The sequence below is a fragment of the Pseudotabrizicola formosa genome (genome assembly GCF_002900965.1).
GTDB classification, from domain to species: Bacteria; Pseudomonadota; Alphaproteobacteria; order Rhodobacterales; family Rhodobacteraceae; genus Pseudotabrizicola; species Pseudotabrizicola formosa.
In genome coordinates, this window is the sequence record NZ_PJOM01000002.1 from 1,250,851 (window position 1) to 1,263,065 (window position 12,215).

The 12,215-nt window shown below is 64.6% G+C and carries 8 protein-coding genes; 3 read left to right on the top strand and 5 right to left on the bottom strand.

The window, feature by feature from the left end:
* Positions 1-65: 65 nt before the first annotated feature.
* Positions 66-1,316 (top strand): tyrosine--tRNA ligase, encoded by a 1,251-nt coding sequence (gene tyrS / locus CXR43_RS09950; protein ID WP_103333789.1) that lies wholly within the window; start codon positions 66-68, stop codon positions 1,314-1,316.
* A gap of 70 nt (positions 1,317-1,386) precedes the next feature.
* Positions 1,387-2,310: a CehA/McbA family metallohydrolase gene (locus tag CXR43_RS09955; protein ID WP_435530792.1), complete on the top strand. Its 924-nt coding sequence runs from the start codon at positions 1,387-1,389 to the stop codon at positions 2,308-2,310.
* A gap of 42 nt (positions 2,311-2,352) precedes the next feature.
* Here the strand turns inward: CXR43_RS09955 and CXR43_RS09960 are convergent, their stop codons facing one another.
* The 4 genes from CXR43_RS09960 to CXR43_RS09975 form a co-directional block, all read right to left on the bottom strand.
* On the bottom strand, positions 2,353-3,252 hold the full coding sequence (locus CXR43_RS09960) for an NAD(P)-dependent oxidoreductase (RefSeq protein ID WP_103333790.1): 900 nt from the start codon (positions 3,250-3,252) through the stop codon (positions 2,353-2,355).
* A gap of 25 nt (positions 3,253-3,277) precedes the next feature.
* On the bottom strand, positions 3,278-4,831 hold the full coding sequence (locus CXR43_RS09965) for a trimethylamine methyltransferase family protein (protein WP_103333791.1): 1,554 nt from the start codon (positions 4,829-4,831) through the stop codon (positions 3,278-3,280).
* Positions 4,832-4,910: 79 nt separating this feature from the next.
* Entirely contained in the window at positions 4,911-7,346 is a 2,436-nt protein-coding gene (locus tag CXR43_RS09970; RefSeq protein WP_246831330.1) for a GcvT family protein, read from the bottom strand.
* A 71-nt stretch (positions 7,347-7,417) separates the two neighbouring features.
* The gene (locus CXR43_RS09975) at positions 7,418-9,859 is read right to left on the bottom strand and encodes a GcvT family protein (protein ID WP_103333793.1); all 2,442 of its coding nucleotides are present in this window, start codon (positions 9,857-9,859) and stop codon (positions 7,418-7,420) included.
* Positions 9,860-10,021: 162 nt separating this feature from the next.
* On the opposite strand from CXR43_RS09975, the gene CXR43_RS09980 reads away from it, so the two are divergent.
* Positions 10,022-10,882, top strand: a complete 861-nt coding sequence (locus tag CXR43_RS09980) for a LysR family transcriptional regulator (protein WP_103334177.1) — start codon at positions 10,022-10,024, stop codon at positions 10,880-10,882.
* Between the two features lie 31 nt (positions 10,883-10,913).
* On the opposite strand, the gene preA is transcribed toward CXR43_RS09980, so the two are convergent.
* Entirely contained in the window at positions 10,914-12,212 is a 1,299-nt protein-coding gene (preA, locus tag CXR43_RS09985; RefSeq protein WP_103333794.1) for an NAD-dependent dihydropyrimidine dehydrogenase subunit PreA, read from the bottom strand.
* Between the last annotated feature and the right edge of the window lie 3 nt (positions 12,213-12,215).

Sequence of the window (12,215 nt, forward strand, 5' to 3'; positions counted from 1 at the left end):
CCCCCATCTGTTCAAACCCGCCGGCCGCCGCTATACCCCCCCACAGTCTATGACACGAGGACGACATGACCTACCATCCGAAATCAGACTTCATGCGCGTGATGATGACCCGGGGCTTTCTGGCCGATTGCACGGATTATCAGGCGCTGGACGAGGCATTTCGATCCGGGGTCGTGCCCGCCTATATCGGCTATGATGCGACGGCGGCATCCTTGCATGTGGGGCATCTGCTCAACATCATGGTGCTGCGCTGGTTGCAGAAATGTGGCCACAAGCCGATCACCCTGATGGGCGGCGGCACCACCAAGGTGGGCGATCCGTCGTTCCGCGCCGAGGAACGCCCGCTTCTGACGCCGGAAAAGATCGACGAAAACATCGCCGGCATGCAGCAGGTCTTTGCCCGCTACCTGAGCTATGGCGACGGGCCGACCGACGCCATCATGCTCAACAATGCCGAATGGCTGGATCATCTGAATTACCTCGAATTCCTGCGCGACATCGGGCGGCATTTCAGCGTCAACCGGATGCTGTCTTTTGACTCGGTGAAGTCACGGCTGGACCGGGAGCAATCGCTGTCCTTCCTTGAATTCAACTACATGATCCTGCAAGCCTATGATTTCCTTGAAATCAATCGCCGCTATGGCTGCCTGTTGCAGATGGGCGGGTCGGATCAATGGGGCAATATCGTCAATGGTGTCGATCTGACGCGCCGGGTGGTGGACCATGAAGTCTATGGGCTGACCACACCGCTGCTGACCACATCCGACGGGCGCAAGATGGGCAAATCGGCCAATGGCGCGGTCTGGCTCAATGGCGCGATGCTGTCGCCCTATGAATTCTGGCAATTCTGGCGCAACTCCACCGATGCCGATGTGGGGCGCTTCCTCAAGCTGTTCACCGAACTGCCGGTGGAGGAGTGTGAGCGTCTGGGTGCCCTGCAAGGGGCCGAGATCAACGCGGCCAAGGTCATTCTTGCCAATGAGGTCACAACTTTGCTGCACGGGGCAGAGGCCGCACAGGCCGCCGAAGCCACCGCGCGCGAGGTGTTCGAACTGGGCGGCATCGGCGACGATCTGCCCACGGTGACCCTGGCACCTGCAGAAATCGCGGATGGCATCGGCATCGTGCAGCTCTTTGTGCGCGCGGGCCTGTCGGCCAGCGGCAAGGACGCCAAGCGCCTGATCTCGGAAGGTGGGGCGCGGGTCAATGATGACATCGTAACCGACAGCGGCCGCCGCTTTGGCGCGGGCGATCTGGCCGAACCGCTCAAACTGACGGCGGGGAAAAAGCGGCATGCGCTGGTGACACTGGGGTGACAGCGTCTTGAAACGGTCACCTGCCGCGGCTAGCGTGCCGCGGCAGTGCCCTTTCAGAAAGCCGCCGCCCATGATCCGTCCATCCGCCTTTTCCACCGCCGGTCGTTTCTGGCGCGGCAATCTGCACACCCATTCCACCCGGTCCGATGGCGTGCTGCCGCCCGAAGAGGTGTGCCGTCGCTATCGTGCAGAAGGCTATGATTTTCTGGCGCTGACCGATCATTTCGTCGGGTGTTATGATTTTCCGATCGTTGATACGTTGCCGTACCGGACCGAAGGGTTCACGACCATCCTTGGGGCCGAACTCCATTCCGGTGCGATGGCGAATGGCGAGCTGTGGCATATCCTCGCCGTCGGCCTGCCCGCGGATTTTCCGCCCTCTGACAGCCCGGATTTTCACGCCAAACCCGGGCAGGAATCCGCCGCCGCGCTGGCCGCTCGTGCAGTCGAGGCCGGAGCCTTTGTCGCCATTGCCCATCCGCAATGGTCTGGCCTGACACTGGCGGACGCGCGCGGCGTGACCGCCGCCCATGCGGTGGAGATCTACAACCACGGCTGCGCCATGGGCTGCGACCGCCCCGATGGCGCCGCCATCGCCGACCTGCTGCTGTCTGAAGGCCGCCGCCTGACCATGATCGCCACAGACGACGCGCATTTCCATGAGCCGGACCATTTTGGCGGCTGGGTGATGGTGAAAGCGCCCGAAAACACGCCCGAGGCCCTGCTCTCGGCCCTCAAAGCCGGTGACTTCTATTCCAGCCAGGGCCCAGAACTGCGCGACATTCGCCTGTTCGATGACCGGATCGAGGTCGAGAGCAGCGCCGTCGCCGCCATGATCGTGCAAGGTCAAGGCACCGCTGCCCGCGCGGTCCATGGCCATTCGATGACCAGCGCCGAGATGGACCTCTCCCGCTTTGGCAACAGCCCCTGGCTGCGGGTGACGCTGATGGACAGTGCGGGCAAGCGGGCTTGGTCCAATCCGATCTGGCGGTAGGCTGGTGGAGCGGGGGCAGACCCTCCGGGAGTATGGGGCCATCTACTCCAGCCGGGCCGGGAACCCTTCGGCCCGCAGATCGGTGCCAAGCGCGTCTTCCAGCAGCTTCACGATCTGCGTCGATTGCGCCGCCCCGCCATAGGCCGCACGACCCTTGACAAAGGTCTGCATGGTCTGGCCCGCCAGGTCCAGCGGCACGCCGAATTCCTGCCCGAACCCCATGGCAAAGCCCAGATCCTTCAGCGCCAGATCCATAGTGAAGGCAATGTCATAGCTGCCGTTCAGGATCAGCTGGCCTTCGGTTTCATGCACGAAACTGCTGCCCGATGAGGCGGCAATCGCCTCCCATGCGGTTTTCAGATCCAAGCCCCCGCGGCGAGCCAACATCAGCGCTTCGCCATCCGCGACCAGATGGATGAAGGCCAGCATATTGGTGATCACCTTGATCACCGCCGCCGACCCCAGCGGCCCCATGTGGAACAGCCGGTTGCCGATGGCCATCAGCGCGGCGCGGTGCAGATCTAGCAAATCGGCGTCGCCGCCCACCAGCACGGTGATTTCCCCGCGCGCCGCCAGATGCACGCCGCCCGTCACCGGTGCCTCCAGCATCCGCAGGCCAGCCGCCTGCGCGACTTCCGCCAGCCGGATCACGTCATCGCGGCCAAGGGTGGAATTTTCCACCCATGTCATCCCGGGCCGCGCCGTGCTCAACACCTGCGCCAGCACCGCCTCGGACACGGCCGGAGAGGGCAGGCAGGTGAAGACATGATCCACGCGGCCCGCCAGATCGGCCGGGCTGTCCGCCACCCCTGCCCCCATTGCGCGGTGCCGTTCGGCAAGCGCGGTGTCACGGTCATGGACCACCACCTGATGCCCCGCGCGGATCAGGCTGGCCGCCAGATGCCCGCCCAGATTGCCAAGCCCGATATAGCCGATCTTCACGCTGTTTCTCCGCCCATGATACGCCTCACTGGAAATGGATCCGGTATTTCGCACGGATCGCCGCATCGATCTCGGGGGCCACCCGGCACCCGGCCTTGGCGAGGATCGCATTCTTGCGCTCCACCGCCTTGTCGAGCAGTTGCGGCTTGCCTGCCTCGTTCCACTCCTTCGGGCTCATCCGGTTGCCCACCATCGGATAGGTGTATTCGGTCTGCATCAAGCGCAGGGTCTGGTCTGACCCAAGGTAATGCCCCGGCCCGCCCAGGCAGACCTCTTTCATCGCCTCGATGGAGGTCGAGTCCTCGGTCACGTCGATGCCGCGCACACAGCGCATCGCCTGCCCCAGCAGATCATCCCCCAGCACCAGCGATTCCAGACAGAACCCCAAAAGCGAGGCATGCATCCCCACCGCCTCGTAGCACAGGTTCAACCCCGCCAGACCGGCCAGGGTGTTGGTGATCGCCTGCTCCCACCCGGCCTGCATGTCGGGCAGCTTGCTGTCGGAAATCCCGCTCGCCGCCCCGCCGGGCAGGTCATAGAACCGGTGCATCTGCGCGCAGCCCGCGGTCAGCAGCGCCTGCTCGGCGGATCCGCCCGACATCGCCCCGGTGCGCAGATCGCTGACGAAGGGCCAGGTGCCAAAGATGCAGGGCGCGCCCTTTTTGATCGCATTGGCATAGACCACGCCGGCCAGACATTCTGCCACCGCCTGCACGATGGTCAGCGCAATCGGTGCCGGTGCCGTCGCCCCGGCCTGCCCCGCGCTCAGCAAAAGCATCGGCATCGCGCGCCGGATGCAGTCTTCCATGGTGATGCAGGATTCTTCGGCAAACTTCATCGGTGGCACGACAAAGCAATTGGAATTGCTGACAAACGGCCGCTCCAACCATTTCTCCTCGCCCCCCGCCACCATGTAGAGCATGTCAAAACAATCGGCGACATGGGACGGGTCGCTGAAGGACGTGCCGACATGCTTCACGGTCCCGGCCAGACAGCCATAAAGCGTGTTCAGATCCATGTCGCGGTTGTCCACCACATCGCGGCAGACCATGGTGCGCTGATAGAAATGGATGTTGTCGAGGTTATCCACCAGCCTTGCGGCATCATAAAGATCCTGCGCTGTGCTGTCGCGGTACTCCAGCGTGAACGGGTCGACGATATGCACCGCCGCGCCCGCCGTGCCGTAATGCACCTTGCTGCCGCTCAGATGCATGTCATGGCGCGGGTCGCGGGCATAGAGCGTGATGTCGCGCGCCGCCACCGCCAGCATGTCCTCGACCAGCGCGCGCGGAAAGCGCAGCCGCCCGTCATCTCCCAGCACCGCCCCCGCCGCCGTCATCACTGCCACGCCCGAGGGTGGGGCCTGTGACAACCCGATCTCTTCCAGCGCCTGCAAGGCCGCCTGGTGAATGCGCGCCATGCCCGCATCGGTCAGCGGCCGGTACTGCCCGCCCGGCATTCCGGGCCGGATGGGGCGCATCGCTTCCGACAAGGGTGCCGCGCGCAACGCCACCCGCGCCCCCCGACCGCCCGACCGCTTCGCACGCAACGGCTCACACACTTCGCCAAGATCACTCATTGCCACGCCCCTGTTTCAATATCTGTTCGTAAATATCCTCCGGGGGTCCGGGGGTGGAAAACCCCCGGTCCAACACCGGTCACGCGCGCATCCGTTCAGACCCCGGATCATACATCGGCACCAGCGACACCTCCGCCCCATAGCGCCGCCCGGCGATCTCGATCTCATAGGTTGATCCCAGGACATCCGCCTCGGTCTCCCCCGAACACGGCACATAGCCCAAGCCCACGGCTCCGCCCAAAGCATGACCATAATTGCCGCTTGTCACCGGCCCGACGATCCTTCCATTCCGCACGATGGCCTCGTTGTGAAAGATCATCGCCCCCGGATCGCGCACCAGGAATTGCACCATCCGCCGGGTCAGCCCTGCCTCCGCCTTGCGCAGCACGGCGTCGCGGCCGATGAATGCCGGCTTCTTGCGGCTGACGGCAAAGCCCAGACCCGCCTCCAGCACGTGATCCTCATCGGTGATGTCATGGCCGAAATGGCGATAGGCCTTCTCGATCCGGCACGAATCCAGCGCATGCAGCCCACACAGTTTCATCTCCGGCGCGGCCTCGCGCAAAGCCTCGAACACATGCGCCGCCTGATCGGTGGGCACATAAAGCTCCCAGCCGAGTTCCCCCACATAAGACACCCGGTGCGCCCGGGCCAGACCCATGCCGATCTCGATCTCCCGCGCCGTCCCAAAGGGATGCGCACCATTGCCAAAGTCCTGCGGCGACACCCGGCCCAGCACCTCACGCGCCTGCGGCCCCATCAGGCACAGCACCGCTTCCGCCGCTGTCACATCGGTGATCACGGCAAAATCGTCTCCCAGATGCCGCCGCAGCCAGGCCAGATCACGCTGCAAGGTCGCCCCCGGCACCACCAGCAGAAACGCCGTCTCCGACAGGCGGGTGACTGTCAGATCGCTCTCGATCCCGCCGCGCGCATTCAGCATCTGGCTGTAGACCACGCGGCCCAGCGCCACATCGACCTGCGCCGCACAGACCCGGTTCAGAAAGGCGCAGGCGTCGCGCCCCTCGACCCGGATCTTGCCGAAACTGGTCATGTCAAACAGGCCGACGCCTGTGCGCACCGCCAGATGCTCGGCGCGCTGGTTGCCCCACCAGTTCGCCCGGCCCCAGCCATACTGATAGGCCGCCTCCTGCCCCGCATCGGCAAACCAGTTCGCCCGCTCCCATCCCGCCACCTCGCCAAAGACCGCGCCGCACGTCTTGAGCGCTTCGTGCAGCGGGCTGCGCCGTACACCCCGGCTGGTCGCCATCTGCCGGTACGGGTAGTGGTCGGCATATAAAAGCCCCAGCGTCTCGCTCACCCGCTCTTTCAGATAGCGCCGGTTCTTCTGGAACGGCTGCGCCCGGCGGATATCCACCTCCCACAGGTCGAACGGCGGCTCGCCTTCGGTAATCCAATGCGCAAGCGCCATCCCAGCCCCACCGGATGAGGCGATGCCGATGGAATTATACCCCGCCGCCACCCAATAGCCGCCCAGTTCCGGTGCCTCCCCCAGATAATAGCGGTCATCGGGCGTAAAACTCTCTGGCCCGTTGAAGAAGGTATGGATGCCAGCGCTCTGGAACAGCGGCATGCGCGCCATTGCCGCCTCCAGGATCGGCTGGAAATGATCCCAGTCCTCGGGCAGTGTATCGAATTCGAAATCCGCCCGGATACCACCCATCCCCCAGGGCTTGGCCTTGGGCTCGAAGGCCCCCAGCATCATCTTGCCGGCATCGGATTTGTAATAGGCGCATTCATCAGGCACCCGCAGCACCGGCAGATGTCCCAGACCCGTCACCGGCTCTGTCACCAGATAGAAATGCTCGCAAGCATGCAGCGGCACCGTGACCCCATTTAGCGCCGCCAGATCCCGCCCCCACATGCCGCCGCAGTTGATCACCACATCGGCGGCGATATGCCCCGGCCCCTCCGGCCCGGTATATTCCACCCCGGTCACCCGGCCCCCTGCCGTGGTGACCCGGGTCACCACCACCCCTTCGGCGATCACCGCGCCACGCATCCGCGCGCTCTTGGCCAAAGCCATGGCAATATTGGCCGGGTCGCACTGCCCGTCCAACGGCAGATGCACCCCGCCCAGCACATCGCCCACTTCAAGATGCGGATACATCGCCTTGATCTCGCTGGGCGAAACCTCCCCCACCTCGACATCGAAGATCCGCGCCAGCGTCGCTTGCCGGCGCAGCTCCTCCATCCGGTCTGCCGTCAAGGCAACCGAGATCGACCCCACCTGCCGCATGCCCGTGGCAATCCCGGTCTCCGCTTCCAGCCCGACATAAAGCCCTGCCGAATAGCGCGCCAGCCGGGTCATGTTGGCACTGCCGCGCAGCTGGCCGATCAGACCCGCCGCATGCCATGTCGTGCCGCTCGTCAGCCGCTTGCGCTCCAAGAGCACAATATCGGTCCACCCGGCCTTCGCCAGATGATAGGCGACGGAACAGCCCGAAATGCCACCCCCGATGATCACCGCCCGCGCCTTGTCCGGCAAACCCACGTCAAACCTCATTATCTGTTCAAAAATATCCCACGGGGGTCCGGGGGTGTGAAACCCCCGGTCCTGTCCTCTCAGCCGCGCAACCGCAGGTTCCCCGGATCCCACGCCGGCCCCTCCGGCAGCACCTCCACCGCCACCCTGTCGCCGAACACCTCCACCTCCAGCACCAGGCCCGGCACCGCCAGATCGGCGCGCAGCATGCCAAGGCCCAGACAGGCCCCCACCCGGTGCCCGAAGGCTGCACTGGTAACTTCGCCCACCACTGCATCACCCTTCCAGAGGGTCGCCATATAGGGCGGGTCCAGATCGCCCGCGTCGATGCGCAGGGTCACAAACCGCTTGGTCACGCCCGCCTGCCGCTCCGTCATCAACGCCGCCCGGCCCCGGAACTCCGGCTTAGACCAGTCCACAAACCGCTCCAATCCGCCTTGCAGCACGGTGTAATCGGTGGACAGATCGCCCTTCCATGCCCGATAGCCCTTTTCGATCCGCAAGGCATTAAGCGCGAACATGCCAAAGGGCCGCAACCCATGCCCCTGACCTGCGCCCCAGATCGCGTCCCAGACCGCTGGCGTATCTTCCGTGCGGGAATGGATCTCCCACCCCAGCTCCCCCGCGAAACTGACCCGCATCAGCAGCACCTCCGCCCCGGCAATCCGTGCGTCTTGCCACGTCAGCCAGGGCCGCGACAGGTCTGCCTCCGTCACCCCCGCCAGCACCGCCCGCGCCTTCGGCCCGGTCAGGATCTGCGTGGACCAGGCCTCGGTCTGATCCTCCAGCGCCAGCCCCGGATCCAGATGCCGCAGCAGCCAGTCCTTGTCATGCGCCTGCGCGGTGGCGGCGGTGATCAGCAGGAGTTTGTCCTCGGCCAACCGCGCCACAGACATCTCGGTCACGATCCGCCCCTTGTCATCGGCGAAATAGGCCAGCCCCAGCCGCCCCACGGATGGCACCTTGCCGGTGATCTGGCGGCCCAGCCACTCCGCCACCCCCGGCCCCCGGATCACAAAGCGCGAAAACCCCGGCAGATCGAGGATACCGCAGGCGTCGCGCACCGCCGCGCATTCCGCCTGCACCGCGCGGAACCAAGGCCCCTTGCGCGCCCATGTCCGCTGAGCGGCCTCCGAGGTGTCATCCCCATCACCCGCGTACCAAAGCGCCCGTTCCCAGCCATTATACGGCCCGAGCTGCGCACCAAGCGCCGCCACGCGGTCATGCACGGCGCTGACTTTCTTCATCCGCCCCGCAGGCCAGACATGGTGCGGGAAATGCATGGCATATTCGTGCCCGTAGACCTCCATCCCCTTGGCGACGCAGTAATCGTGATCCTCGAACCCGGTAAAGCGGCGCGGATCGCAGGACCACATGTCCCATTCGGTCGCGCCTTGCGTCACCCATTCCGCCAACACCTTGCCCGCTCCGCCGGCCTGACAGATGCCAAAGGTGAAGACGCAAGCCTCGAACGCATTGGGCACCCCCGGCATCGGCCCGATCAGCGGGTTGCCGTCGGGCGTGTAGGGGATTGGCCCGTTGATCACCTTTTGCAGACGGGCCCCGGCCAGCAACGGCACCCGCGCCATGGCGTCGGTGATCTGGAACTCCAGCCGCTCCAGATCGTCGGGGAACAGCTGAAAGCTGAAGTCGTCGGGCATCGGGTCATCGGGCGTCGCCCAATGCGCGCGGCAGGGGTTTTCATAAGGGCCAAGGTTGAAGCCCATCTTTTCCTGACGCAGGTAATAGCTGGAATCCACATCGCGCAGCAGCGGCAGCTTGTGGCCGACCTCGCGTGTCCAGGCCTCCAGTTCCGGGATGGCATCAAACAGCATGTATTGATGGCTCATCACCATCATCGGCACCCGGCGGCCGAACATCCGGCCGACCTCGGCCGCATAATAGCCGCCCGCATTCACCACATATTCTGCCCGGATCTGCCCTTTGGGTGTGGTCAGCACCCATTCGGTTCCGGTCCATTCCGCCGCCGTCACCGGACAGAACCGCTCCACATGCGCGCCCATGTCGCGCGCGCCCTTGGCAAGCGCCTGTGTCAGCTGTGCCGGGTCAATGTCGCCGTCATAGGGATCGTACAGCGCGCCGGTCAGGTCATGGGTTTCCACGAATGGATAGCGCGCACGAATCTCCTCCGGCCCAAGCACCGTCAGATCCATCCCCTGCGCGCGCCCCATCCCCGCCACACGGCGGAATTCCAGCAGGCGTTCCGCAGAATGCCCCAGCCGCACCGACCCGGTGACGTTGTAATTCATCGGATAGCCGACGCGGTCGCCCAAGGTCCGGTAGAGGCTCGCCGAATAGCGCTGCATGTTCATGATCGACCAGCTGGCCGAAAAGGTCGGCACATTGCCTGCCGCATGCCAGGTGCTGCCTGCCGTCAGCTCGTTCTTCTCCAGCAGCACGCCGTCCCGCCACCCAGCCAAGGCCAGATGATACAAGGCAGACGCCCCCACAGCGCCCCCTCCGATAATCACCACACGCGCGCTGCCGGGCAGACCTGCCATACCGTTTCTCCGCTGACTTGCGCCGCCAGTCTGCGCGCGCTGGCACAGCCTTTCAATTCGCCCCTTTTGCCCCTATTAATCGGAAATCCCGATCAGGCTTGCCACGCCCCGGCCCCCCCCGGAGTGGTCGGCAAGGCCCGGGGCCAGCCGCAGGAGCCCGCGATGCAGATCGAGTTGATCGACACCTTCCTCGACCTGATCGAGACCCGCAGCTTCAACCGCAGTGCCGAGCGTCTTGGCCTGACGCAATCCACGGTCTCGGGCCGGGTGGTGGCGCTGGAGCAGGCGGTTGGCGCGCGGCTGTTCACCCGGTCGCGCGCCGGCACGCAGCTTACGACCGAAGGGCTGAAGTTCGAGCCGCATGCGCGGCTTTTGCGGCAGGAATGGATGATGGCGCGGCGCGCGGTGGCCGATTCCGGCACGGCGGCGCTGACCTTGCGGATCGGCATTCAGAACGATCTGGTGGCCGACCATCTGGGGGCGCTGATTGCGGCGTTCCGGGGAATGTTGCCGCAGGCGGCGCTCTATGTCGAACCCGATTATTCCACCCAGATGTGCGCCGATCTGGTCACGGGGGCGCTGGATTTCGCCATCCTCTTCACCCCGAAACCACAGCCGGACCTGTTTTTCCAGTCGCTGCCCGACATTCCCTACCGGCTGATTTGCACCGAGCCCACCAGCCTGTCAGACTTGACCCCGGACCGCTATATTTGCGCCAACTTTTCCCCCGCATTCGAGGCCGCGCACCGGCAGCTGTTGCCATTCCTGCATGCCGCCCCGCTGTCCGTCGGGCAAAGCAGTGCCGTGGCGCTGTTGCTGCACAGTTTGGGCGGGGCGGGCTATGTGATGGAAAGCCATGCGCAGGGTCTGGTGGCAGCGGGCGGGTTTCACATGGTCACCGACGCACCGGTGATCCGCCAGCCGGTCTATGCCGCGATGCATCTGCGCAACCGCACCGCCACCACGCAGAAACGGATGGTGGATGCCGCGCGCCGCAGGTTGCAAAACCCCGGCGCGCGGTGAGGTAAAAGGGTGCTGCGGGGCGACCCCCGCCCTATTCTGCTGCGACGCTCGGGTTGTTCGGATGCGTCGTCCAGTTGGCATAGTCGCCCACGGGCGTTTGCGTGCGCGGGTCCACCGCCCCTTTGGGCATCTCGACCATGGTGATGCAATTCTCCACCGGGCAGACATTGACGCAAAGGTTGCAGGCAACGCATTCGTCATCCATCACCTCGAACACCCGGCCCGGTTTCATGGCGATGGCCTGATGGCTGGTGTCCTCGCAGGCGGCATAGCAGCGTCCGCATTTGATGCAGGCGTCCTGATCGATCTGCGCCTTGGTCACATAGTTCAGGTTCAGGAATTGCCAGTCGGTGACATTTGGCACCGCACGCCCCACCAGATCGGCCGTCGACGCCATGCCCTTTTCATCCAGGTACTGCGACAGGCCAGAAATCATTTCCTGCACGATCTTGAAACCATAGGTCATGGCTGCGGTGCAAACCTGCACATTGCCTGCCCCCAGCGCCATGAACTCTGCCGCATCGCGCCATGTCGTCACCCCGCCGATGCCGGAAATCGGCAGGCCATGGGTCTCGGGAGACCGCGCAATTTCGGCCACCATGTTCAGCGCGATGGGTTTGACCGCCGGACCGCAATAGCCGCCATGGGTGCCCTTGCCGTCGATCATCGGTTCCGGGCTGAAGCTGTCAAGGTTGACAGAGGTGATCGAATTGATGGTGTTGATCAGGCTCACCGCATCCGCCCCGCCACGCTTGGCCGCCTCTGCCGGTTTGCGGATGTCAGAGATGTTGGGTGTCAGCTTGACGATGCAGGGCATCCGGCTGTGCTGTTTCACCCAACGCGTGACCATCTCGATATATTCGGGCACCTGCCCCACGGCAGAGCCCATCCCGCGCTCGGCCATGCCATGCGGGCAGCCGAAGTTGAGCTCCACCCCGTCGGCCTCGGTATCCTCGATCCGGTGCAGGATGTCCTTCCAAGACTGCTCGTCGCAAGGCACCATCAGGCTGATGATCAGCGCCCGGTCCTTGTAATCGCGCTTGACCGATTTGATCTCGCGCAGGTTCACCTCCAGCGGGCGGTCGGTGATCAGCTCGATGTTGTTCAGCCCCAGAAGGCGGCGGTCGGCACCCCAGACGGCACCGTAGCGCGGGCCGTTGACGTTCACCACCGGCGGCCCCTCGGACCCAAGGGTTTTCCATACCACCCCGCCCCAGCCTGCCTCAAACGCGCGACGGACGTTGTATTCCTTGTCCGTGGGCGGGGCCGAGGCCAGCCAGAACGGGTTGGGGGATTTGATGCCGATGAAGTCGGTTGTCAGGTTGGCCATTGT

Bases quoted from the DNA above. Each gene is read 5' to 3' on its own strand.
- tyrS (WP_103333789.1), top strand. From the start codon at position 66: ATGACCTACCATCCGAAATCAGACTTCATGCGCGTGATGATGACCCGG.
- CXR43_RS09955 (WP_435530792.1), top strand. From the start codon at position 1,387: ATGATCCGTCCATCCGCCTTTTCCACCGCCGGTCGTTTCTGGCGCGGC.
- CXR43_RS09965 (WP_103333791.1), bottom strand. From the start codon at position 4,831: ATGAGTGATCTTGGCGAAGTGTGTGAGCCGTTGCGTGCGAAGCGGTCG.
- CXR43_RS09975 (WP_103333793.1), bottom strand. From the start codon at position 9,859: ATGGCAGGTCTGCCCGGCAGCGCGCGTGTGGTGATTATCGGAGGGGGC.
- CXR43_RS09980 (WP_103334177.1), top strand. From the start codon at position 10,022: ATGCAGATCGAGTTGATCGACACCTTCCTCGACCTGATCGAGACCCGC.
- preA (WP_103333794.1), bottom strand. From the start codon at position 12,212: ATGGCCAACCTGACAACCGACTTCATCGGCATCAAATCCCCCAACCCG.